The sequence below is a fragment of the Comamonas sp. AG1104 genome, from assembly GCF_003350425.1.
Lineage (GTDB): Bacteria > Pseudomonadota > Gammaproteobacteria > Burkholderiales > Burkholderiaceae_C > Comamonas > Comamonas testosteroni.
Genome location: NZ_QQAS01000002.1, coordinates 309,725 through 331,715 on the forward strand (window position 1 = coordinate 309,725; position 21,991 = coordinate 331,715).

The 21,991-nt window shown below is 60.7% G+C and carries 21 protein-coding genes and 2 tRNA genes; 13 read left to right on the plus strand and 10 right to left on the minus strand.

Features of this window, described 5'->3' with window-relative positions; genetic code table 11:
• Positions 1-9: 9 nt before the first annotated feature.
• The 4 genes from DFO48_RS06040 (at position 10) to DFO48_RS06055 (ending at position 2,255) form a co-directional block, all read left to right on the plus strand.
• On the plus strand, positions 10-765 hold the full coding sequence (locus DFO48_RS06040) for a cytochrome c1 (protein ID WP_003074021.1): 756 nt from the start codon (positions 10-12) through the stop codon (positions 763-765).
• 100 nt (positions 766-865) lie between these two features.
• Positions 866-1,477 (plus strand): glutathione S-transferase N-terminal domain-containing protein, encoded by a 612-nt coding sequence (locus DFO48_RS06045; RefSeq protein ID WP_003058564.1) that lies wholly within the window; start codon positions 866-868, stop codon positions 1,475-1,477.
• Between the two features lie 99 nt (positions 1,478-1,576).
• Positions 1,577-2,095, plus strand: coding sequence for a ClpXP protease specificity-enhancing factor (locus tag DFO48_RS06050; RefSeq protein WP_034348268.1), 519 nt, complete (start codon positions 1,577-1,579; stop codon positions 2,093-2,095).
• An 84-nt stretch (positions 2,096-2,179) separates the two neighbouring features.
• Positions 2,180-2,255: transfer RNA gene (locus DFO48_RS06055), tRNA-Thr, on the plus strand.
• A gap of 52 nt (positions 2,256-2,307) precedes the next feature.
• Here the strand turns inward: DFO48_RS06055 and DFO48_RS06060 are convergent.
• Entirely contained in the window at positions 2,308-2,616 is a 309-nt protein-coding gene (locus DFO48_RS06060) for a hypothetical protein (RefSeq protein ID WP_003074017.1), read from the minus strand.
• 315 nt (positions 2,617-2,931) lie between these two features.
• Between DFO48_RS06060 and secA the strand changes: the two genes are divergently transcribed.
• The 4 genes from secA to DFO48_RS06085 all read left to right on the plus strand — a co-directional run bounded on the left by secA (position 2,932) and on the right by DFO48_RS06085 (position 8,989).
• Positions 2,932-5,691, plus strand: a complete 2,760-nt coding sequence (secA, locus tag DFO48_RS06065; protein WP_114862855.1) for a preprotein translocase subunit SecA — start codon at positions 2,932-2,934, stop codon at positions 5,689-5,691.
• A gap of 377 nt (positions 5,692-6,068) precedes the next feature.
• Positions 6,069-7,298, plus strand: a complete 1,230-nt coding sequence (argJ, locus tag DFO48_RS06075) for a bifunctional glutamate N-acetyltransferase/amino-acid acetyltransferase ArgJ (RefSeq protein WP_114862857.1) — start codon at positions 6,069-6,071, stop codon at positions 7,296-7,298.
• A 272-nt stretch (positions 7,299-7,570) separates the two neighbouring features.
• Positions 7,571-8,506 carry an ATP-binding protein gene (locus tag DFO48_RS06080; protein WP_034348267.1) on the plus strand — a complete coding sequence of 312 codons (936 nt, stop codon included), beginning with the start codon at positions 7,571-7,573 and terminating at the stop codon, positions 8,504-8,506.
• A 12-nt stretch (positions 8,507-8,518) separates the two neighbouring features.
• Entirely contained in the window at positions 8,519-8,989 is a 471-nt protein-coding gene (locus DFO48_RS06085) for an NUDIX domain-containing protein (RefSeq protein ID WP_114862858.1), read from the plus strand.
• 117 nt (positions 8,990-9,106) lie between these two features.
• On the opposite strand, the gene DFO48_RS06090 is transcribed toward DFO48_RS06085, so the two are convergent.
• From DFO48_RS06090 to DFO48_RS06125, 8 genes are all read right to left on the minus strand, one after another.
• On the minus strand, positions 9,107-9,319 hold the full coding sequence (locus DFO48_RS06090; RefSeq protein ID WP_003058551.1) for a DNA gyrase inhibitor YacG: 213 nt from the start codon (positions 9,317-9,319) through the stop codon (positions 9,107-9,109).
• Positions 9,320-9,423: 104 nt separating this feature from the next.
• Positions 9,424-10,179, minus strand: a complete 756-nt coding sequence (zapD, locus tag DFO48_RS06095; protein WP_114862859.1) for a cell division protein ZapD — start codon at positions 10,177-10,179, stop codon at positions 9,424-9,426.
• A gap of 87 nt (positions 10,180-10,266) precedes the next feature.
• The gene (gene coaE / locus DFO48_RS06100) at positions 10,267-10,893 is read right to left on the minus strand and encodes a dephospho-CoA kinase (RefSeq protein ID WP_114862860.1); all 627 of its coding nucleotides are present in this window, start codon (positions 10,891-10,893) and stop codon (positions 10,267-10,269) included.
• A 3-nt stretch (positions 10,894-10,896) separates the two neighbouring features.
• Positions 10,897-11,766: an A24 family peptidase gene (locus tag DFO48_RS06105; protein ID WP_114862861.1), complete on the minus strand. Its 870-nt coding sequence runs from the start codon at positions 11,764-11,766 to the stop codon at positions 10,897-10,899.
• On the minus strand, positions 11,766-12,983 hold the full coding sequence (locus DFO48_RS06110; RefSeq protein ID WP_114862862.1) for a type II secretion system F family protein: 1,218 nt from the start codon (positions 12,981-12,983) through the stop codon (positions 11,766-11,768). The genes DFO48_RS06105 and DFO48_RS06110 overlap by 1 nt, the downstream gene beginning before the upstream one ends.
• Positions 12,984-13,007: 24 nt before the next feature.
• Positions 13,008-14,750: a type IV-A pilus assembly ATPase PilB gene (gene pilB / locus DFO48_RS06115; RefSeq protein ID WP_114862863.1), complete on the minus strand. Its 1,743-nt coding sequence runs from the start codon at positions 14,748-14,750 to the stop codon at positions 13,008-13,010.
• Between the two features lie 138 nt (positions 14,751-14,888).
• Positions 14,889-14,965: transfer RNA gene (locus tag DFO48_RS06120), tRNA-Pro, on the minus strand.
• Positions 14,966-15,004: 39 nt separating this feature from the next.
• On the minus strand, positions 15,005-15,934 hold the full coding sequence (locus tag DFO48_RS06125; RefSeq protein ID WP_114863108.1) for a polyprenyl synthetase family protein: 930 nt from the start codon (positions 15,932-15,934) through the stop codon (positions 15,005-15,007).
• A gap of 355 nt (positions 15,935-16,289) precedes the next feature.
• Between DFO48_RS06125 and rplU the strand changes: the two genes are divergently transcribed.
• From rplU to proB, 4 genes are all read left to right on the plus strand, one after another.
• Positions 16,290-16,601: a 50S ribosomal protein L21 gene (gene rplU, locus DFO48_RS06130; RefSeq protein ID WP_003058536.1), complete on the plus strand. Its 312-nt coding sequence runs from the start codon at positions 16,290-16,292 to the stop codon at positions 16,599-16,601.
• Between the two features lie 16 nt (positions 16,602-16,617).
• A complete protein-coding gene (rpmA, locus tag DFO48_RS06135; RefSeq protein WP_003058534.1) occupies positions 16,618-16,875 on the plus strand; it encodes a 50S ribosomal protein L27 in 258 nt (85 codons plus the stop codon).
• 156 nt (positions 16,876-17,031) lie between these two features.
• Positions 17,032-18,147, plus strand: a complete 1,116-nt coding sequence (gene cgtA / locus DFO48_RS06140) for an Obg family GTPase CgtA (RefSeq protein ID WP_003073993.1) — start codon at positions 17,032-17,034, stop codon at positions 18,145-18,147.
• A gap of 110 nt (positions 18,148-18,257) precedes the next feature.
• Complete coding sequence (proB, locus tag DFO48_RS06145) at positions 18,258-19,397, plus strand: glutamate 5-kinase (RefSeq protein WP_114862864.1); 1,140 nt, start codon at positions 18,258-18,260, stop codon at positions 19,395-19,397.
• A 52-nt stretch (positions 19,398-19,449) separates the two neighbouring features.
• Here proB and DFO48_RS06150 read toward each other — a convergent pair whose 3' ends face one another.
• A complete protein-coding gene (locus DFO48_RS06150; RefSeq protein WP_003073989.1) occupies positions 19,450-20,154 on the minus strand; it encodes an RNA pyrophosphohydrolase in 705 nt (234 codons plus the stop codon).
• Positions 20,155-20,248: 94 nt separating this feature from the next.
• Between DFO48_RS06150 and DFO48_RS06155 the strand changes: the two genes are divergently transcribed.
• Positions 20,249-21,991, plus strand: coding sequence for a proline--tRNA ligase (locus DFO48_RS06155; RefSeq protein WP_003073988.1), 1,743 nt, complete (start codon positions 20,249-20,251; stop codon positions 21,989-21,991).

Sequence of the window (21,991 nt, forward strand, 5' to 3'; positions counted from 1 at the left end):
AGAACAAGAATGAAGAAACTGATTCTGACCCTGGTTGCGGCCCTGGGTATTGCCGGTGCCGCGCAAGCCTCCGAAGGCGGCATCCACTGGGATAAGGCGCCGGTCAACACCAGCGACACGGCATCCCTGCAAAACGGTGCCAAGATCTTTGTCAACTACTGCCTGAGCTGCCACTCCGCTGCCTTCATGCGTTTCAACCGCCTGAAGGACATCGGTCTGACCGATCAGGACATCAAGGACAACCTGTTGTTCTCCACCGACAAGGTGGGCGAGACCATGAAGGCAGCCATCAATCCCAAGGAAGCCAAGGAGTGGTTCGGTGCCAACCCTCCCGATTTGACCGTGATCGCGCGCTCGCGCGCCGGCTCGGGCGGCTCGGGAGCTGATTACCTGTATACCTTCTTGCGTACTTTCTACAGGGATGACACCAAGGCCACAGGCTGGAATAATCTCGCCTTTCCCAGCGTAGGCATGCCGCATGCGCTGTGGGAGCTGCAGGGCGAGCGTCGCGCCATCTTCGAAGAACATGACGACCATGGAACTAAGACCCAGGTCTTCAAGGGTTGGGAGCAGGTGTCTCCTGGCAAGATGAGCGCAGTGCAGTACGATCAGGCAGTTGGCGATCTGGTGAATTACCTGCAATGGATGGGGGAGCCGGCTCAGAACACCCGAACCCGTATCGGGGTGGGCGTGTTGATTTTCCTGGCCTTCTTCATCTTTATCGCTTGGCGCCTGAATGCCGCGTTCTGGAAAGACGTGAAATAAGCTTTGCCGCCGTGCAGAAGTTGTCTGCAGCCAAACCGTGTTAGTGCAGAGTGGGGTGCCGTGGGCAACCCACTCTTTTTGATTTTTAGGAGTCTCCACCATGATGGTGCTTTATTCGGGAACGACTTGCCCCTTCTCACACCGCTGCCGCTTTGTGCTGTTTGAAAAAGGCATGGATTTCGAGATCCGCGATGTGGACTTGTTCAGCAAGCCCGAAGAAATCGCCGTGATGAACCCCTATGGTCAAGTGCCAATCCTGGTCGAGCGCGACCTGATTCTGTACGAGTCCAACATCATCAACGAGTACATCGACGAGCGCTTTCCCCATCCTCAGCTGATGCCTGGCGACCCTGTGGACCGTGCCCGTGTGCGCCTGTTCCTGCTGAACTTCGAAAAGGAACTGTTCGTGCACGTGAGCGCTCTGGAAGAGCGCAACGTCAAGGGCAATGAAAAGGCTCTGGAAAAGGCTCGTGCCCATATCCGTGACCGCCTGACCCAGATGGCCCCCATCTTCCTGAAGAACAAGTACATCATGGGCGAGAACTTCTCCATGCTGGATGTGGCCATTGCTCCGCTGCTGTGGCGCCTGGACTACTACGGCATCGAGCTGTCCAAGAATGCCGCTCCTTTGCTCAAGTATGCCGAGCGCATCTTCTCGCGTCCCGCTTACATTGAAGCGCTGACGCCTTCGGAAAAGGTCATGCGCAAGTAATTGCACATGAGCGCAGAGCGGGCATGCTGAAGGGATTTCCTTCATCTGCCCGCTTTTTTGTCTTTGCAATCTTCTGGATTTGATTCGTCAGGAAACGAGATGACAGCCCCTGAAACGACTTCAACCCGTCCGTATCTGCTGCGGGCTCTGTTTGAATGGTGTACCGATAATGGTTTGACGCCGCATATCGCCGTGCGTGTGGATCGCAGCACCCAGGTGCCCATGGAGTTTGTGCGTGATGGTCAGATCGTGCTCAACATCAGCTATGACGCGACCAGCGGCCTGCTGATCGGCAATGAATATGTTGAATTCAAGGCGCGCTTTGGCGGCCAGCCCCGGGAAATCATGGTGCCTGTGGCGAACGTCATGGCCATCTATGCCCGCGAGACCGGCCAGGGCATGGCCTTCCCGCCCGAGGAGAACGAAGTCCCCGAGGATGGCGATGCGCCATCGATGGAGGATGTCGAGCCCGATATGGAGTCGGAAGAGGAGTCCTCGGCCGAGCGCGTGGTGCAACTGGTTCCTGTCAAGGCGGAAGCAGAAGCTTCCGACGAAGATGATGCGCCTCGTACGCCGCCACCCGCAGGCGGCCGTCCGGCGCTCAAGCGTGTGAAGTAGTCCGGCCAGTGTTTTTGCCGGTAGATCGGGAAATTTCAGGATTCTTCTTTTGGGGCTGAATTTCTACGTTAGAATTCAGTCTTCGCCGGTTTAGCTCAGTTGGTAGAGCACCCGCCTTGTAAGCGGTAGGTCGTCAGTTCGAATCCGACAACCGGCACCAAACAAATAGGTCTCTTCGGAGGCCTTTTTTGTTTTTTAGTGCCTAAAAAGCCTTATCGGGCCTGAACTTTGATGCGGATGCTGGTGACAGCCCATCCCTTGGTGCGCAGATGAGCCGCCATGGCTGGCAGCAGTTGGCGCACTTTGGCTGCCGCTGCGTTGTTTTTCACGATCAGGCACCAGCCGTCTTCATCGATGGGGCCAGCCTGCAAGCTGGCGCGCAGCATGGGCGGAACCAGGGGCAAAACGGCTTTGAGCCGGTTGCTGGAGTCCTGAGTCAGTGCTGCCAGGCGCGCCAATGTGGGAGAAGACTCCATGGCATTGATGGCAGTTACGGCGTGATGGCGGCGAACAATGGTCATGCGAGCGGCAAACAGTTGGGCAAGGGCAAGCCCGAGCTTAGCTCAGCCGGGAATGAACGCCGAAGTGCTGGCTATTTGCGCGTGCAGTGCAATCCCATACGTGCTCTGGAGTAGCGAAAAGCCAAGGCCGGCTTGCGCGGTTAGAATCATTTTTTGGTCCTGTCCCTGTTTGGGGTGCGTCAGGAGGTTTTTTCACCCATTTCGGGTGTGGCTCTTGACTGCCGCAGGGACGGCCCCATCTGAAGACCAACAATCAAGGGATTCTGGACACATTGCTTTGCGCAACATGCAAAAAAGCAATGTGCCTTCGCACGCATGGCCACCAATTTCCTCACCAAACTGTTCGGCAGCCGCAATGACCGGCTGCTCAAGCAATACCGTAAAACAGTCGCTCGCATCAATGCGATGGAGCCTGAGTACGAAAAGCTCAGCGATGAGGCATTGCGCGCCAAGACGCAGGAGTTCAAGGACCGCGTTGCCAAGGGCGAGGCGCTGGACGAGTTGTTGCCCGAAGCCTTTGCCGTAGTGCGTGAAGGCTCCAAGCGCGTCATGAAGATGCGTCACTTCGATGTACAGATGCTGGGCGCCATGGCGCTGCATGATGGCAAGATTGCCGAAATGCGCACCGGTGAAGGCAAGACGCTGACCGCGACGCTGCCCGTGTACCTCAATGCCCTGTCGGGCGAGGGCGTGCATGTCGTGACCGTCAACGATTACCTGGCCAATCGCGATGCCATGACCATGGCTCGCCTGTACAACTTCCTCGGTCTGTCGGTGGGCATCAATCTGCCCAATCTGTCGCGCGAGCAAAAGCAGCAGGCTTACAACTCCGACATCACCTACGGCACGAACAACGAATACGGCTTCGACTACCTGCGTGACAACATGGTGTACGAGCCCGGCGACCGCGTGCAGCGCGTGCTGAACTACGCCATCGTCGACGAGGTGGACTCCATCCTGATCGACGAGGCGCGTACTCCGCTGATCATCTCCGGCCCGGCCGAGGATCACACGGCCATGTACGTGGCCATGAACCAGATCGTGCCGAATCTGGTGCGCCAGGAGGGCGAAGCCGATCCCCGCACGGGTGAAGGCGTGACCAAGCCCGGCGACTTCACGGTCGATGAGAAATCCCATCAGGTTTACCTGACCGATCAAGGCTATGAAGCGGCCGAGCGCCTGCTGGCCCATGCCGGCCTGATCGCCGAAGGCTCGTCCCTGTACGACCCCTCCAATATCTCTCTGGTGCACCATCTGTACGCCGCGCTGCGTGCCAACCAGCTGTATTTCCGCGATCAGCACTATGTGGTGCAGAACGACGAAATCGTGATCGTGGACGAGTTCACCGGCCGTCTGATGGCAGGCCGCCGCTGGAGCGATGGCCTGCACCAGGCCGTGGAAGCCAAGGAAGGTGTGGCCATTCAGGCCGAGAACCAGACCATGGCCTCGATCACCTTCCAGAACTACTTCCGTCTGTACAAGAAGCTGTCGGGCATGACCGGTACGGCCGACACAGAAGCCTACGAATTCCAGGAAATCTATGGCCTGGAAACCGTGGTGGTGCCGCCCAACAAGCCCAGCAAGCGCCAGGACCAGCTCGATCGCGTCTACAAGACCACCAAGGAAAAGTACGACGCGGCAATCAAGGACATCCGCGAGTGCTACGAGCGCGGCCAGCCCGTGCTGGTCGGCACGACCTCGATCGAGAACTCTGAAATCATCGACCAGTTGCTGACCCGCGAAAAGCTGCCTCATCAGGTGCTCAACGCCAAGCAGCATGAGCGCGAGGCCGACATCATTGCCCAGGCGGGCAGCGAAGGCATGATCACCATCGCCACCAATATGGCCGGTCGTGGTACCGACATCGTGCTGGGCGGCAATATCGACAAGCAGCTCAAGGCCATCGAGAGCAACGAGGCACTCAGCGAGACCGAGCGCCAGCAGCAGATCGAGCAGCTGCGTGCCGACTGGCAAGTGGCCCACGACAAGATCGTGGCGCTGGGCGGTCTGCGCATCATCGCTACCGAGCGTCATGAGTCGCGCCGTATCGACAACCAGCTGCGTGGCCGCTCGGGCCGCCAGGGCGATCCCGGTTCCTCGCGCTTCTATCTGAGCCTGGACGACCAGCTGATGCGCATCTTCGCGGGCGACCGAGTCAAGGCCATCATGGACCGCCTGAAGATGCCCGAAGGCGAAGCCATCGAGGCAGGCATCGTGACCCGCTCCATCGAGTCGGCGCAGCGCAAGGTCGAAGCACGCAACTTCGACATGCGCAAGCAGTTGCTCGAATACGACGACGTGGCCAACGACCAGCGCAAGGTGATCTACCAGCAGCGCAACGACATTCTGGATTCGACCGATCTGGGCGGCATGCTGGCCGCCATGCGTGAGGACGTGATCACCGACCTGGTGCGCCAGTACGTGCCGGCCGATTCCATGGAAGAGCAGTGGGATGTGCCCGGCCTGGAGAAGGCTCTGGCCAGCGAGTGGCAGATCGATCTTTCCTTGCAGCAGGACGTGGCGGGTTCGGAATCCATCACCGACGAAGACATTCTGGAAAAGGTCGTCAAGGCAGCCCACGATCTGTTCGACGCCAAGGTGGCCTTGATCGGTCAGGAGAACTTCACGCAATTCCAGCGTGCCGTGCTGCTGCAGAGCTTTGACACGAACTGGCGCGACCACCTGGCTGCGCTGGACTATCTGCGCCAGGGCATTCACCTGCGCGGCTATGCCCAGAAGCAGCCCAAGCAGGAATACAAGCGCGAGGCTTTCGAGCTGTTCCGCCAGCTGATCGATCAGGTCAAGACCGAAGTCACCCGCGTGCTGATGACGGTGCAGGTCCGCTCTCGCGAAGAGATGGACGAAGCCGCCGTTGCCATGAACGAGCGCGGCGCGCAGAGCCTGGAGCACATGAGCTATGCCTCGCCCTCGGAAACCGAAGGCATGAGCATCGAAGACGACGTGATGCTGGCCGAGCCTCTGGCCATGCCCGAAGGCGTGCATGTGGGCCGCAACGACCCTTGCCCCTGCGGCAGCGGCAAGAAGTTCAAGCTTTGCCACGGCAAGCTGTCCTGACTCCCTGAGGCGCTGGGCGCCTTCCCCTTGAAGGGGGCTCATTGCTGTGGGGCGTCTCTTGCTGGCCGTCTCTGGCTTGGAGCATGCGTTATCGAACAACACGGGCTGCGGCCCGTGTTTGCATTGGGGTGCAGCTTTTTGCGCAACAAAATCCGGCAAGCCCGATCAGGCCTCTGTTTGTTCCGATAATGGGCAACGTTTTGCTTGCAGTCCGAACTTGCCCCGCGGACTGTGAATCAGTGGCGTGCTCCAGGCGAGAGACATCGAGCAAGGGCCGCCCCGCAGCGAGGATGTCGTCCCCCTCCCGCCAGGCGAGAGAGGGGGAAGCCGCGCAGCGGCTCAGGGGGTGTCTTCTACTTTTCTAGGAACATACAGAAATGTCCGTGAATCTTTCCGCTCCCGTCGCCGCTGATCTGCTGGCGATCAATGGCGTTCGCATTGGTGTTACCGAAGCCGGCGTGCGCAAGGCCAATCGCAAGGACCTGACGGTGTTCCTGCTCGACGAAGGCGCCTCGGTGGCCGGCGTGTTCACCCAGAACCGTTTCTGCGCTGCTCCCGTGCAGATCTGCCGCGAGCATCTGGCGGCCGGCACCGGCATCCGCGCCATGGTCATCAACACCGGCAATGCCAATGCCGGCACCGGCGCAGCCGGTCTGGCCAATGCCCGTGCCACCTGCGCGGCTCTGGCCAAGGAGCTGGACCTGAGCGCGGGCCAGATCCTGCCTTTTTCCACCGGCGTGATCATGGAAGAGCTGCCCGTGGACCGCATCGTGGCGGGCATGCCCAAGGCCATTGCTGCCGCCAAGGCTGATAACTGGGCCACGGCTGCCGAGGGCATCATGACCACCGACACCTTGCCCAAGGCTTTCAGCCGCAGCGTCAGCATTGGCGGCAAGACGGTCTCCATCACCGGCATCAGCAAGGGGGCGGGCATGATCCGTCCCAATATGGCGACCATGCTGGGCTTTCTGGCTACCGATGCGGCGATCGCACCCGAGCTGCTGCAGCCCCTGGTCAAGGAGCTGGCAGACGGCTCCTTCAACCGCGTGACCATTGATGGCGACACCTCCACCAATGACTCGTTCGTGCTGATCGCCACCCACAAGGCAGGCAACGCCCAGATCACGGCGCTCTCCAGCGCCGAGGGCGAGCAGCTCAAGGCAGCATTGCTGGAAGTGGCGCAAAAGCTCGCGCAGGCCATTGTTCGCGATGGCGAGGGCGCCACCAAGTTCATTAGCGTCAAGGTCGAGGGTGGCAAGAATGAGGATGAGTGTCGCCTGGTCGCTTACTCCATTGCCCACTCACCCTTGGTCAAGACGGCCTTTTTTGCTTCCGACCCCAACCTGGGTCGTATCCTGGCCGCTGTGGGCTATGCCGGCATTGCCGATCTGGATCAGACCAAGATCGATCTGTATCTGGACGATGTGCATGTGGTGGTCGACGGCGGCCGCAATCCTTCCTACAAGGAAGAAGACGGTCAGCGCGTGATGAAGCAGCAGGAGATCGTGGTGCGCGTGCTGCTGGGCCGTGGCGATGCCGCGCAGACGGTGTGGACCTGCGATCTGAGTCACGAATATGTGACCATCAATGCGGATTACCGGTCGTAATTGAGCACCCCCTGAGCGGCGGCGCCTGGGTGGCCCCGCCGCTTCCCCCTCTCTCTACGCGCTGCGCGCTATGGGAGGGGGACGACAGCCTCGCTGCGCGGCGGCTCTTGCTCGCTGTCCCTTGCTGGTGAGCGCCCCTATTTGGGTGCTTCAATTTCAGGAGCTGTTTTCGCTTGTCTATATTGAGTTTTGATTGCTTTTAATCTGAAATCAATATCCATCAAGCGCTAGCAGCTATAAAAACAGATGGAGATTTGGTCGTGCAAGATGTGATGAACCCTTTGGAGCGCCTGGTCGAGCGGGCCGAGCAATTGATGCAGCGCATCGAGTCCGTGCTGCCCCAGCCCCTGCAGGCACCTGCCGACTGGGATGCGGCGATTGCCTGGCGCTACCGCAAGCGCGCGAACGGCTGCGGCGTGCTGGAGCCGGTGCGCCATGTGGGCGCCATGCAGCTGTCCGATCTGCAGAACATTGACGTGCAAAAGGAAAAGATTGCGCGCAATACCGAGCAGTTCGTCAGCGGTCGCACGGCCAACAACGTGCTGCTGACGGGCGCGCGCGGCACGGGCAAGTCCTCGCTGATCCGTGCCTGCCTGCACAGCTATGCGCCCCAGGGTCTGCGTCTGATCGAGGTGGACAAGGCCGATCTGACCGATCTGCCCGACATCGTCGACGTGGTCGCCGGCCGGAGCGAGAAATTCATCATCTATTGCGACGATCTGAGCTTTGAAGAGGGCGAGCCCGGCTACAAGGCCATGAAATCCATGCTGGACGGCTCGGTTTCCGCGGCCACGCCCAATGTGCTGGTCTATGCCACCAGCAACCGCCGCCATCTGCTGCCCGAGTACATGACGGACAACCTTGCGCAGCAAAAAAGCGAGAACGGCGAGATCCACCCCGGCGAGGTGGTGGAGGAGAAAATCTCCCTGTCCGAGCGCTTCGGTCTCTGGGTGAGCTTCTACCCCTTCAGCCAGGACGAATACCTGCGCGTGGTGGCGCAGTGGCTGTCCGCGCTGGGCATGGACCAGGCCACCATCGAGGCGGCCAGGCCCGAAGCCCTGGTCTGGGCGCTGGAACGCGGCTCGCGCAGCGGCCGTGTGGCCCACCAGTTCGCGCGCGACTATGCGGGCCGCAACGAGCGTCCCGTGACGGTCAAGAAGCGCATTGAAGATGTGGACGGTCTGGCTGAAGAAGCAGATCTGGAATGAAGAAAGAGCCTTGTGGAAGTGACTGCTGAAACACAGGCGCAGCGCAAGCACACGGAAGTGGCCGTGGGCGTGCTGTTGCGCGAATCCGATGGGGCGCTGCTGATTTCAAGCCGCCCTGCAGGCAAGCCTTATGCGGGCTACTGGGAGTTTCCTGGTGGCAAGCTGGAGGCCGGCGAGAGCGTGGAGCAGGCTTTGCGCCGCGAGCTGATCGAAGAGCTGGGCGTGACCATTGGCCAGGCCCATGCCTGGAAGGTGACGGAGCATGACTACCCGCATGCGCTGGTGCGTCTGCACTGGTGCAAGGTGACGCAGTGGACGGGCGAGTTCGAGATGCGCGAGGGCCAGCAGATGGCCTGGCAGCAGTTGCCGCTTGATGTGTACCCCGTCCTGCCGGGCGCCTATCCCGTGCTGCAATGGCTGAGCGAGGAGCGCGGCCTGGTCTTTGATCAAAGCCATTACGAGGCGCAGCAGCCTGAGAATTGAAGCGTTACGCTCCTGAATGGAGAGCGCCTTGCGCCTGTTGAGTCTCGATTTGCTTGGATAAACAAGCTGAAATCAAGAAGTGACGGGTGGAAGGCGCTCTTGTTTTTCTGTTAGAGACTATTGGTTTTCGGTGCGTGGATCACCAAACGGCGCATCTTCGGGAGGCGTCTGAGCCGGAACGCGGAACTCTTCATTGCCCCAGGCGCCCAGATCGATATTGCGGCAGCGCTCGCTGCAGAAGGGGCGGAATTTGTTGCTGGGCAAAAAAACGCTGGGGCCGCCGCAGGTCGGGCATTTCACCATGGTGGGGGATTGCTTGTCAGTGCTCATGGCGTAGATGTATCACAGCTGGAAAACACGGGTGGCCGACCCTGAAAGCCATTGAGCCGCAATGTGCGGCTCAATCGGGGGCGAGAAGACTGTCGGGGACTTGCTTATGCGCAGAGCGTAAGCTCAAAAGTGGCGGCGTCATTGCTGGGCTGGGGCTTGCTGCCATGGGCCAGCTTGAGCAGGCGCACCGATACCAGCAGGCGGTTGCCGCTGATCTCCGGCACCAGATTCAGATGCGGGTCTATGCGCAGGCGCAGCAGCTGGAAGCTGCGGCCGGCCGGCATGGCTTGCTGGAACACGCCTTGTTCGGCCACCACGCGCTGGGGATTGCCGGTTTCGCGCAGCAACTGAAGGATCAGCTCAAGCGCCTGACCCAGCGGGGTCAGTTCGCCGGCCCAGTCTTCGAGGTCGCGCTGGCGATAGCGCGGATCGAGGTTCTGCCAGGCGTGATAGGCCGGCAGGTCAAAGCTGCAGGTGCCGCCGGGTATGCCCACACGGCTGCGTATGGACATCAGCCATTCGTTCTCGGTCAGCGCCTGGCCGGTCTTGCCGGTCTGTGCATTGATGGTGGCAAAGCAGCCTTCCACCTGGCGCGCCACCTGATGCAGCATGTGCTGGGAAATATCGGGGTTGTCGCGCAACACGTCCAGCAGGTGCTTCTGGCGCTCCAGATCCTTGATGATGTCGGCTCGCAGATCGCTGCGCGAGGCCACGTCCATGATCTCGAAGATGGTGATCAGGGCGAAATGATGATCGACCGAATGCGCGCGGGTCAGCAGCTCGCGCAGACGGCGATACAGCTGCTCAAGGCGCAGATAAGTTCTCAGACGCTCGTTAAAAGGATATTCGTACAGGATCACGTTTGCTGGGCTCCTCGGGGTGCACAGGAATCAGCGGTCAACGTGCACATGCGGCGATCACACGCACAGGCCAAGCCATGGCCTGCATCATAGCCCGAACCATGCAGCGATTTGATCGGTATATGCGTGGAGAGTTTCGATTGTGACCCCGTCATCGTTATAGATGACCCAGTCGGCCGCTGCCAGACGCTGCGCGCGCGTGGCCTGGGCGTCGATGATGGCCTGCACGGACTCGTGTGTGAGAGCGCTGCGCGCCATGACGCGCTCTGTCTGCGTGCTCTCGCGGCAGTCCACGACCAGCACGCCATCCAGGCGTGTTCGCCAGTGGCCGGACTCGACCAGCAGCGGAATGTCGTGCACGACGAGCTTGCCGCCGGCCGCAACGGCCGCTTCATGCTGCTGCCGGGTCTGATCGGCGATCAGGGGGTGGAGTATGGCTTCCAGACGTTGCCGCGCGGACGGATCGGCGAAGACCAGCTCGCGCATGCGGGCGCGGTTGAGGGCGCCCTGCGCGCCGATCAGATCGGCACCAAAAGCCTGGGCGATAAGGGGCAGGGCGATGCCGCCGCTTGCCGTCAGGCTGCGCGAGATATGGTCGGCATCAATCAGCGTTGCGCCGCATGCCTGCAGCCTGGCTGCTACCGTGCTTTTGCCGCTGCCGATGCCGCCCGTCAGCCCCAGTCTGAATGGTGAGCGCTCAGGTGCGGCTTTCATGGCTTACAGGCCTGCAAAGCTGAGCACCGCTTGCGGGCCCCAAATCAGGCTGACGAAACCGCCGCCGGCGAGGAAGGGGCCGAAGGGCACATAGCCACCTTCGCGCAGCTTGCTGTTGATCTTGAGCGCAATGCCGATGACGGCGCCCACGACCGATGCCATGAGAATGATGGGTACCAGTGCCTGCCAACCAAACCAGGCACCGAGTGCGGCAAACAGCTTGAAGTCGCCGTAGCCCATGCCTTCCTTGCCCGTTGCCAGCTTGAAGGCCCAGAAGATAAGCCATAGCGACATATAACCTGCGACGGCGCCCCACAGCGATTGCTGCAGAGGCACGCTGGTCCATTGCAGTGCGGAGGCGATCAGGCCGGCCCAGAGCAGGGGCAGAGTGATGGAGTCCGGCAAGAACGTGGTGTCCCAGTCAATCAGTGCAAGTGCCAGCAGCGCCGCGCTGAAGCCGCACCAGGCAAAGCCGGTGGGGCTCAGGCCGTCGCGGCCCAGACAGAAGGCAAACAGCGCGGCGCAGACCAGTTCAACCGCAGGGTAGCGCAGGCTGATGGGCTTTTTGCACTCGGCACAGCGCCCGCGCAGGAACAGATAGCTCAGCACGGGAATGTTCTCGTACCAGGCAATCTGATGGCCGCAATGCGGGCAGCGCGAACGAGGCTGGCTCAGCGTGACAGCAGGCTTGGCCGGCGGCAGCTCGATCCTGGCGCCCTTGTCCTTTTGTTCCTCGGCCCATTGCGCGCCTTCGGCATGCCATTCCTGCTCCATCATCAGCGGCAGGCGGTGGATCACCACATTCAGAAAGCTGCCGATCAGCAAGCCCAGGACGCCGCCGGCAGCGGCATTCAACACCAGTTCGGAAATCATCAGACCACTTGACCCAACTTGAAGATAGGCAGATACATGGACACCACGATGCCGCCGATCAAGGTGCCAAGGAAGACGATGATGATGGGCTCCATCAGGCTGGACAGACCCGCCACCATTTCGTCGACTTCGCTCTCATAGAAATCGGCGGCCTTGCCCAGCATGTGGTCGATGGCACCCGACTCCTCGCCGATGGCACACATCTGCAGCACCATGGAAGGGAAGATATTGGCATTGGCCATGGCAACCGTGAGGCTGGTGCCCGTGGAGACTTCCGACTGAATCCTGTCGGTGGCGTTTTTGTAGAGGTAGTTGCCCGAGGCGCCTCCCACGGAGTCCAGCGCCTCGACCAGCGGCACGCCGGCGGCAAACATGGTGGACAGCGTACGTGTCCAGCGGGCCACGCAGGACTTTTCAATCAGCACGCCGAATACGGGCAGCTTGAGTATGGTGCGGTCCATGAACTGCTGCACGCGCTCGTTGCGCTTCCAGGCCTGCATGAAGAAATAGATGCCGCCACCCAGCACGCCGAAGATCAGCCACCAGTACTGGACAAAGTAATCGCTGATGCCCATCACCAGCAGCGTGGGCGCGGGCAGGTCGGCGCCAAAGGAGGTGAAGACCTCCTTGAAGGCCGGGATCACGAAGATCATGATCACGGTCACCACGATAAAGGCCACGATCATGACCGACGTGGGGTACATCAGCGCCGACTTGATCTTGGACTTGATGGCCTCCGTCTTTTCCATATAGGTGGCAAGACGGTCCAGCAGCGATTCCAGAATACCTGCGGCCTCGCCGGCCTCCACCAGGTTGCAGTAGAGGCTGTTGAAATAGAGCGGAAACTTGCGAAAGGCCGCGCTCAGCGAGGTGCCGGTTTCCACGTCTGAGCGGATGTCGTTGAGCAGCTTGGTGACATTGGGGTTGGTGTTGCCCCGGCCCACGATGTCGAAAGACTGCAGCAGCGGCACGCCGGCCTTCATCATGGTGGCCAGCTGGCGCGTGAACAGCGCAATGTCCTTGGGCTTGATCTTCTTGCCGCCGCGGGTCCTGCGCTTCTTGATCTTGGACGGAGTCACGCCCTGGCGGCGCAGCATGGCCTGGATCTGGTTTTCTCCACCGGCACGAGTCTCGCCGCGAACGATCTTGCCGTTGCGGTCCTTGCCTTCCCACTCGAAGAGAAATTCCTTGATTCCCTTGGACGCTGCGCTTGCCATGGCGTTCCCTCACTGATACTGGTTTTATTCGTTGGTGACCGCCAGCACTTCTTCGAGTGAGGTCAGACCCAGCTTGACTTTATGCAGGCCCGAGCCGCGCAAAGAGCGTACTCCTTCGGCCTTGGCCTGTTCGGCAATCTCCAGGGCGCTGCCGTCACGCAAGATGATGCGTTGAATTTCTTCGCTGATGGGCATCACCTGATAGATACCGACACGTCCCTTGTAACCGTTGTTGCAGGCCGGGCAGCCGACAGGCTTGTAGCTGACCCAGCTGCCGTCGAGTTCGGCTTCATCGTAGCCCGCCTCGATCAGGGCGTCATGCGGTATGTCGGCAGGCTCCTTGCACTGCGCGCACAGGCGTCGCGCCAGGCGCTGGGCGGTGATCAAAATCACGCTGGAGGCAATATTGAAAGGGGCGATGCCCATGTTGCGCATGCGCGTCAGCGTGGTCGGAGCGTCATTGGTGTGCAGCGTGGACAGCACCAGGTGCCCGGTCTGGGCAGCCTTGATCGAGATGTCGGCGGTTTCCAGGTCGCGGATTTCGCCGACCATGATGATGTCCGGGTCCTGGCGCAGAAAGGATTTGAGCGCAGCGGCAAAGGTCAGGCCTGCCTTCTCGTTCACATTGACCTGGTTGACGCCAGGCATGTTGATTTCGGAGGGGTCTTCGGCGGTGGCAATGTTCACGCCCGGCTGGTTGAGCAGGTTCAGGCAGGTGTAGAGCGACACGGTCTTGCCCGAGCCCGTGGGGCCGGTGACCAGAATCATGCCGTAGGGGCGGTTGATGGCCTTGAGCAGGCGCTCTTTTTCCTCGGGCTCGTATCCCAGGGCGTCGATGCCCATCTTGGCCGAGCTCGGATCCAGGATACGGATCACGATCTTCTCGCCAAAAAGCGTAGGCAAGGTGCTGACACGAAAGTCGATGACGCGGTCGGGGCCGACCTTGAGCTTCATGCGGCCGTCCTGCGGAACGCGTTTCTCCGAGATGTCCAGGCGCGAGATCACCTTGATGCGCGAAGCCAGCTTGTCCTTGATCGCAATTGGGGGAGAGGCAATCTCGCGCAGCTCGCCGTCGATGCGAAAGCGCACGCGGTAATTGTGTTCGTAGGGCTCGAAGTGCAAGTCGGACGCGCGCATATTGAAGGCGTCCAGCAGCATCTTGTGCAGAAACTTGACGACCGGCGCATCCTCGACCTCGGCGCCGACGGCATTGTCTTTTTCCTCGGGGGCATCCTCGATCTTGACGTCGTCAAAGTCAAAGTCCCCGGAGCTGGAATAGGAGTCCAGGGATTCGCTGACGCCCTTGCTGGTCTGCTCGACGAGCTTTTGCAGCTTGTCGGCCTCGACAACCACCCAGTCCACCAGCAACTGGGTCGTGAATTTGATCTGTTCGGCAGCTTCCTGCTGAGTGGGGTCTGCCGTGGCGATGGTGAGCCGATTGCCGCGCTTGCTGAGTGCCAGCACGCGATAGGCGTTGCTGATCTTCGGGTCCAGCAGTTCGCGCGGAAGTTGCTGGACGTCGATGGCGTTGAGGTCCAGCAGCGGAGTGCTGAACATCATGGAAATGGTTTCGGCAATTTCCAGTGCGCTGATTTCGCCAGACTGGCTGAGCTCGGTAATGAACGGGGTCTTGCCTGTGGCGGCTTTCTTGGCGGCGTTCTCGGCGGCTTGCTGCGAAACCTTTCCTGCAGAAATCAGGGCTCTGCCTAAACCTGGGATGGCGATGGGCGCAGGGGCGTTCTTTTGCAGATTGTCGGCAGCGGCCATGTATCCAAGTCTGGGAGAGGTGGGAGAGGACCTATCCTACCATTCTTGTTGTGACAAACGGCAGCTCGCCAGAGGCGCAGGCATGCGCCAATGCCGCGTCATTGAACATGGCGCAAGAAACTGTGAAAAAAATGAAATTGGTCGGGGTGAGAGGATTCGAACCTCCGGCCTCTACGTCCCGAACGTAGCGCTCTACCAGGCTAAGCTACACCCCGCAGGCTTTATTTGCCGAGCACCGTGGTGCACCTGGCGATTCAGGTGCGGCGCTCCAAAAGCTGAGAAGCCAATTGTAGCAAACTTGCGGTGTATGCATTGCTTGGTAGCGCGGCCAAGGCATCAATGGCGCGCTGGGCTTCCGCGTGCGCGGCGGCTCGGGCAACGTCCAGGGCGCCGGTGCTGCGCACGATTTCCACCACGGCATCCAGCTGATCCGTAGAGCCTTGTTCGATGGCGTTGCGCACGATAGCGGCCTGCTCGGCGTTGCCGCGTTGCATGGCAGCGATCAGGGGCAGGGTGCATTTGCCTTCGCGCAGGTCATCGCCCAGGTTCTTGCCCATTTCCTGAGCGTTGCCGGTGTAGTCGAGCACATCGTCAATGATCTGGAATGCCGTTCCAAGTGCCTGGCCATAGGCTGCACAGGCTTGCTCCACTTCAGGCGTGGCATCGGCCAGCACGGCTGCCAGTTGTGCGCTGGCCTCGAATAGCTGGGCGGTCTTGGAGCGGATGACGTGCAGATAGCCGGCTTCATTCAGCGAAGCATCATGAGTGTTGATGAGCTGCTGGACTTCGCCTTCTGCGATCACGTTGGTGGCGTCGGACAGAATCTGCAGCACACGCATGCTGCCCACTTCCACCATCATCTGGAAGGAGCGGGTGTGCAGAAAGTCTCCGACCAGAACGCTGGCAGGGTTGCCGAAGGTCTCGTTGGCCGTGGCCCTGCCACGACGCAGCGTGGATTCGTCCACCACATCGTCGTGCAGCAAGGTCGCGGTGTGAATCAGCTCCACCACGGCGGCCAGGATGTATTTGCTCTTGGCCTGGTGGCCCAGGGCACCGGCGATCAGCAGCAGCAGCGCCGGACGCAGGCGCTTGCCGCCGGCGGCAATGATGTATTGGGAGATCTGTGCGATCAGGGGGACGCTGGTTGTCAGTCGCTGAGCAATGACGATATCCACTTCGCGCATGTCATCTGTGATCAAGGCAAGCGGATTGGATGTGGAAATTTCTGTAGTCAAGGTGATGAACCGCCAAGTGGACTCACGATTATAGGAAGATGCAACAGGGTTTTGCGTGGTGTCCTCAGAGCCCGTTCAAGTGAACAGAGGCTTTGCGGGCGGTCTGTGGCATTGCAGTCGCTGGCAAGGAGCAGGCCTTGCCGCGTGCTTGCGCCTGGCATCCCGTTGTGCGCTGCCACGGTCGCGCTTGCGGAGATCCTGAAGCGCTTCCTGGGGGTATGGCAGCAGAGAAAATGCATGCGTGCTAGAATTGCCGGCTCCGTGGAAATCATTTCATGGAACTCTCAGACTTTAGAGGTTTTCAATGTACGCAGTCATAAAAACCGGCGGCAAGCAGTATCGCGTTGCAGCTGGCGAAAAGATCAAGGTAGAACAGATTGCTGCGGACGTAGGCCAGGAAATCGTGATCGACCAAGTTTTGGCCGTCGGCAACGGCGCTGAAATCAAGGTTGGTGCCCCCCTGGTGTCCGGTGCATCTGTAAAGGCAACTGTGGTTGCTCACGGCAAGCACGACAAGGTGCACATCTTCAAGATGCGCCGTCGTAAGCACTATCAAAAGCGCCAAGGCCATCGTCAGCAGTTCACCGAACTGCAAATCGTGGCAATCGCTGCTTAATTTTAGGAGCTAAGTCATGGCACAGAAAAAAGGCGGCGGCTCTACGCGTAACGGACGTGATTCCAAGCCAAAAATGCTGGGCGTGAAGGCCTTTGGTGGCGAGCTGGTGACAGCTGGTTCCATCATCGTGCGTCAGCGCGGCACCAAGTTCCACCCCGGTGAGAACGTTGGCGTGGGCAAGGATCACACCCTGTTTGCACTGGTTGACGGCCACGTGTCGTTCGGTGTGAAGGGCGCTCTGTCCAAGCAAACAGTCAACATCACGGCTGCATAAGTCGTCTGTGACTCCAACAAAGCCCCGACTTGTCGGGGCTTTGTTGTTTGAAAAGGCTCCAGGCAGCAGATTTCTGGCAGATGGGGCATGGTAATAGAGCACTCAAGTGTGGCCCGGGGCTTCTGGGGCGCACCGATTTTGTAGACTGGATGCCTCATGAAGTTCGTTGACGAAGCTTTTATCGACATTGCGGCCGGTGATGGCGGTAATGGTTGCGTGTCTTTCCGGCACGAGAAATACAAGGAATTTGGCGGCCCCGACGGTGGTGACGGCGGCCGTGGCGGCCATGTGTACGCTGTGGCCGATGTGAACCTGAACACGCTGGTGGATTACCGCTATTCGCGTCGCCACGAGGCCAAGCGCGGCCAGCACGGCATGGGCTCCGACATGTTCGGCGCAGCCGGCGACGACATCACACTGAACATGCCTGTGGGCACCATCATCAGCGATGCGGATACCGGTGAGGTGCTGTTCGAGCTGCTCGAGCCCGGCCAGGTCATCACCATTGCCAAAGGCGGTGACGGCGGTTTCGGCAATCTGCGTTTCAAGAGCGCCATCAACCGTGCGCCGCGCCAGAAGACTCCCGGCTATCCCGGCGAGCGCCGCAACCTGAAGCTGGAGCTCAAGGTGCTGGCCGATGTGGGCCTGCTGGGCATGCCGAATGCGGGCAAGTCCACCTTCATCACGGCTGTCTCCAACGCCCGTCCCAAGATTGCCGACTATCCCTTCACCACCTTGCATCCCAATCTGGGCGTGGTGCGCGTGGCTGCCGAGCAGAGCTTTGTGGTGGCCGACATCCCGGGTCTGATCGAGGGCGCCTCCGAAGGTGCGGGCCTGGGTCACCAGTTCCTGCGCCATCTGCAGCGCACCCGACTGTTGCTGCATATCGTGGACATTGCACCGTTCGACGAGGGCGTGGACCCGGTCGAGCAGGCCAGGGCCATCGTGGCCGAGCTCAAGAAGTACGACGCCGAGCTCTACGACAAGCCGCGCTGGCTGGTGCTCAACAAGCTGGACATGGTTCCCGTGGAAGAGCGTGCCGCCAAGGTCAAGGACTTCGTCAAGCGCTTCAAGTGGAAGGGCCCGGTCTACGAGATCTCGGCGCTGACCCGCGAAGGCTGCGAACCGCTGATCCGCAAGATCTACGAGCATGTGCACAACCAGCAGCTGGCCGAGCAGGCTCCCAAGGAGATCGATCCTCGTTTTGCGGGAGGTGAGGATTCTGGTCTGGATATGACCGATCCGCGTTTCGCCTCTTACGATCCGGAATAAGCTAGAGGGTATAACCCAGCAGCGCACTTGGTGCGCTGTTTTGCTTTGAATTTAATAGCTTCTTGCGCTTTGCCCATAAGCATTAGAGGCTTAAAACACTGTAAATTCTCATGTCTTCCAATGTGCTGCGTGATGCCCGTCGCATCGTCGTCAAAGTCGGCTCCAGCCTGGTTACGAATGAAGGTCGTGGTCTGGATGAGGCCGCCATTGAAGAGTGGAGTCGCCAGCTGGCGGCCTTGGTGAATGGTGAAGACGGCGTCAAGCGCGAAGTCATTATGGTCTCCAGCGGCGCCATTGCCGAAGGCATGAAGCGACTGGGCTGGGCCACGCGTCCGACCGAGGTGCATGAGTTGCAGGCCGCTGCTGCCGTCGGTCAGATGGGGCTGGCCCAGATGTACGAGACCAAGCTGCGCGGCGAAGGCGTGCCCAGTGCCCAGGTGCTGCTGACCCATGCGGATCTGGCCGATCGCGAGCGCTATCTGAACGCCCGCACCACGCTGCTGACGCTGCTGCAGCTGGGCGTGGTGCCCGTCATCAACGAAAACGACACGGTGGTGATCGACGAGATCCGCTTTGGCGACAACGACACCCTGGGCGCGCTGGTGGCCAATCTGGTCGAGGCCGATGCACTGGTCATCCTGACCGATCAGCGAGGCCTGTACAGCGCCGATCCGCGCAAGAACCCCGATGCCAGGTTCATCGACGTGGCCGAAGCCGGCAACCCCGAGCTGGAAGCCATGGCCGGCGGAGCGGGTCTGTCCATCGGCACCGGCGGCATGATCACCAAGATCCTGGCGGCCAAGCGTGCGGCGGGCTCCGGTGCTTCCACCGTGATTGCCTGGGGGCGTGAGAAAGACGTGCTGCTGCGCTTGATGCGTGGCGAGTCCATTGGCACGCTGCTGGTTGCCAACACGCACAAGATGCAGGCGCGCAAGCAGTGGATTGCCGACCATCTGCAACTGCGTGGTTCGGTGACCGTGGATGCAGGTGCCGTCTCCAAGCTGCGTGATGAAGGCAAGAGCCTGCTGCCCATAGGCATGATCACCGTGGAAGGCGATTTCTCGCGTGGTGAAGTGATTGCAGTGCGTGATGAGAACGGCGCCGAGATCGCCCGTGGTCTGGCCAGCTATGCCAGCGCCGAGGCGCGGCTGCTGTGCCGCAAGAGCTCCTCGGAGATCGAAGCGCTGCTGGGCTACTCGGCCGGTCCCGAAATGATGCACCGCGACAATATGGTGGTGGCCGGACACTGAGCCTAGGCCGCCGACAAAAAAGCCGTAATGCTGCGAGGCATTACGGCTTTGTTCATTGCAGAGGCTTGTGATCGGGTGGATTGTCTATGCCGGTCTGCGGGTCCGGGTCAAAACTGGCACCAGGCGGCAGCTCTATGCCGGGGTTGATGCGAAAGCTCCCTGTACGGGCAGGGTACATGACCTGATGGTGCTGCCCCGGATGGGCAGTGCCGCCGGTGCTCTGTCCTGCCTCCTGCTCGCGCGGCCGCATGCCGCTGCGCAGATAGCGGTTGCGCTGCTGCTCGCCGCGCGGCAGAAAGCGCGCCAGCTCGGTCAACGCCATTTCATAGACGCCGCGTTTGAATTCGACCACCACATCCAGAGGAACCCAGTAGTCATTCCAGCGCCAGGCATCAAACTCAGGGTGGTCGGTGGCACGCAGGTTCAAGTCCCAGTCATGCCCGACCAGTTGAAGCAAAAACCATATCTGCTTCTGGCCTTTGTAATGCCCGCGCGCGTCGCGGCGGATGTACCTGTCTGGCACCTCGTAGCGCAACCAGTCCCTGGTGCGGGCAACCACGCGAACGTGATTGGGCTTCAGCCCCACTTCCTCGTGCAGCTCGCGGAACATGGCTTGCTCGGGTGTCTCACCCCGATCAATGCCACCTTGCGGAAACTGCCAGCTGTGGGTGCGAATGCGTTTTCCCCAGAACACCTGGTTTCTTTGGTTGAGCAGGATGATGCCGACGTTCGGGCGAAATCCGTCCCGGTCAAGCATAATCAAACCCCAAATTTTTGAATTGTGTTCATTATGCATGGCCCCTTGTGATCGACAAGCGGGCCATGCCTATTTCCACTGAATTGCCAGTTCCATGAAAGCCTCCCAATTTCTCATCTCCACCCTGAAAGAAGCTCCGGCCGACGCCGAAGTGGTCAGCCACAAGCTCATGATGCGGGCTGGCATGATCAAAAAGCTGGGTGCTGGCATTTACAACTACATGCCCATGGGCCTGCGCGTGATCCGCAAGGTCGAGGCCATCGTGCGCGAGGAAATGAACCGCGCCGGCGCCATCGAAACCACCATGCCCGTGGTGCAGCCTGCCGAGCTGTGGCAGGAAACCGGCCGTTTCGAGAAGATGGGCCCCGAGCTGCTGCGCATCCAGGATCGCCATGGCCGTGATTTCGTGATCCAGCCCACTTCCGAGGAGGTGGTCACCGATATTGCGCGCCAGGAGTTCAAGAGCTACAAGCAGCTGCCCAAGAACCTCTACCAGATCCAGACCAAGTTCCGCGATGAGCGTCGTCCGCGCTTCGGCCTGATGCGCGGTCGCGAGTTCATCATGAAGGACGCCTATTCCTTCGACAAGGATCGCGATGCTGCCCAGATCAGCTACCAGACCATGCGCGAAGCCTATAAGCGCATCTTCGACCGCTTCGGCTTGCAGTACCGCGCCGTGCGTGCCGATTCGGGCGCCATCGGCGGCGATCTGAGCGAAGAGTTCCAGGTCATCGCTTCCACGGGCGAGGACGCCATCGTCTACTGCCCGAACAGCGACTACGCAGCCAATATCGAGAAGGCCGAGAGCCTGGCGCCCGCCCAGGTCCGTCCTGCCGCCGCCCAGGCCCTGCAAAAGGTCGCCACACCCGGCAACAGCACCTGCGAAGCCGTGGCCGAGCAGCTGGGTCTGCCCCTGACGCAGACCGTGAAGTCGCTGGTGCTGGCCACGGACGAGCTGGACGACAAGGGTCTGATCGTCAAGACACAGGTGTGGCTGCTGCTGCTGCGCGGCGACCACGAGATGAACGAGATCAAGGTCGGCAAGGTCGAAGGCCTGGCGGGCTTCCGTTTCGCGACCGTGGGCGAGATCGAGGAGCATTTCGGCACCAAGCCCGGCTATCTGGGCCCCATCGGTCTGAAGAAGCCCGTGAACATCGTGGTGGACCGCGATGTGGCCGTGATGGCCGACTGGGTCTGCGGTGCCAACGAGGAAGACTTCCACATCACCGGCGTGAACTTCGGCCGCGACCTGCCCGAGCCCGCCGTGGTGGCGGATCTGCGCAATGTGGTGGCTGGCGACCGCTCGCCCGACGGCGCGGGCGAGCTGGCGATCGAGCGCGGCATTGAAATCGGCCATGTGTTCTACCTGGGCACCAAGTACTCCAAGGCCATGGACGCCACTTTCCTGGGCGACAACGGCAAGCCCCAGCACTTCGAGATGGGTTGCTACGGCATTGGCGTGACCCGCCTGCCCGCTGCTGCCGTGGAGCAGAACCACGACGAGCGCGGCATGATCTGGCCCGATGCGATTGCGCCGTTCACCGTGGTGATCTGCCCCATCGGCATGGGGCGCAGCGAGGCCGTGAAGACCGAGGCCGAGAAGCTCTATGGCGAGCTGCTGGCACTGGGCGTGGACGTGATCCTCGACGACCGCGACGAGCGCCCAGGTGCCATGCTGGCCGACTGGGAGCTGATCGGCGTGCCCCACCGCGTGGTGCTGGGCGACCGTGGCCTGAAGGAAGGCGTGGTCGAGTACCAGCAGCGCCGCGACACGGAAGCCACAAAGCTGGCGACGAATGAGGTGCTGAGCCACCTCAAGAGCCGCCTGGGCCTGTAA

What these genes read in the sequence shown, in the direction of transcription:
- DFO48_RS06040 (WP_003074021.1), top strand. Translation starts at nt 10, where the DNA reads ATGAAGAAACTGATTCTGACCCTGGTTGCGGCCCTGGGTATTGCCGGT.
- DFO48_RS06050 (WP_034348268.1), top strand. Translation starts at nt 1,577, where the DNA reads ATGACAGCCCCTGAAACGACTTCAACCCGTCCGTATCTGCTGCGGGCT.
- DFO48_RS06110 (WP_114862862.1), bottom strand. Translation starts at nt 12,983, where the DNA reads ATGGCAAGCGCAGCGTCCAAGGGAATCAAGGAATTTCTCTTCGAGTGG.
- DFO48_RS06150 (WP_003073989.1), bottom strand. Translation starts at nt 20,154, where the DNA reads ATGCTTGACCGGGACGGATTTCGCCCGAACGTCGGCATCATCCTGCTC.
- rplU (WP_003058536.1), top strand. Translation starts at nt 16,290, where the DNA reads ATGTACGCAGTCATAAAAACCGGCGGCAAGCAGTATCGCGTTGCAGCT.
- argJ (WP_114862857.1), top strand. Translation starts at nt 6,069, where the DNA reads ATGTCCGTGAATCTTTCCGCTCCCGTCGCCGCTGATCTGCTGGCGATC.
- pilB (WP_114862863.1), bottom strand. Translation starts at nt 14,750, where the DNA reads ATGGCCGCTGCCGACAATCTGCAAAAGAACGCCCCTGCGCCCATCGCC.
- rpmA (WP_003058534.1), top strand. Translation starts at nt 16,618, where the DNA reads ATGGCACAGAAAAAAGGCGGCGGCTCTACGCGTAACGGACGTGATTCC.
- DFO48_RS06080 (WP_034348267.1), top strand. Translation starts at nt 7,571, where the DNA reads ATGAACCCTTTGGAGCGCCTGGTCGAGCGGGCCGAGCAATTGATGCAG.
- coaE (WP_114862860.1), bottom strand. Translation starts at nt 10,893, where the DNA reads ATGAAAGCCGCACCTGAGCGCTCACCATTCAGACTGGGGCTGACGGGC.
- cgtA (WP_003073993.1), top strand. Translation starts at nt 17,032, where the DNA reads ATGAAGTTCGTTGACGAAGCTTTTATCGACATTGCGGCCGGTGATGGC.
- DFO48_RS06155 (WP_003073988.1), top strand. Translation starts at nt 20,249, where the DNA reads ATGAAAGCCTCCCAATTTCTCATCTCCACCCTGAAAGAAGCTCCGGCC.
- secA (WP_114862855.1), top strand. Translation starts at nt 2,932, where the DNA reads ATGGCCACCAATTTCCTCACCAAACTGTTCGGCAGCCGCAATGACCGG.
- DFO48_RS06090 (WP_003058551.1), bottom strand. Translation starts at nt 9,319, where the DNA reads ATGAGCACTGACAAGCAATCCCCCACCATGGTGAAATGCCCGACCTGC.
- DFO48_RS06125 (WP_114863108.1), bottom strand. Translation starts at nt 15,934, where the DNA reads ATGCGCGAAGTGGATATCGTCATTGCTCAGCGACTGACAACCAGCGTC.
- DFO48_RS06045 (WP_003058564.1), top strand. Translation starts at nt 866, where the DNA reads ATGATGGTGCTTTATTCGGGAACGACTTGCCCCTTCTCACACCGCTGC.
- proB (WP_114862864.1), top strand. Translation starts at nt 18,258, where the DNA reads ATGTCTTCCAATGTGCTGCGTGATGCCCGTCGCATCGTCGTCAAAGTC.
- DFO48_RS06105 (WP_114862861.1), bottom strand. Translation starts at nt 11,766, where the DNA reads ATGATTTCCGAACTGGTGTTGAATGCCGCTGCCGGCGGCGTCCTGGGC.
- DFO48_RS06060 (WP_003074017.1), bottom strand. Translation starts at nt 2,616, where the DNA reads ATGACCATTGTTCGCCGCCATCACGCCGTAACTGCCATCAATGCCATG.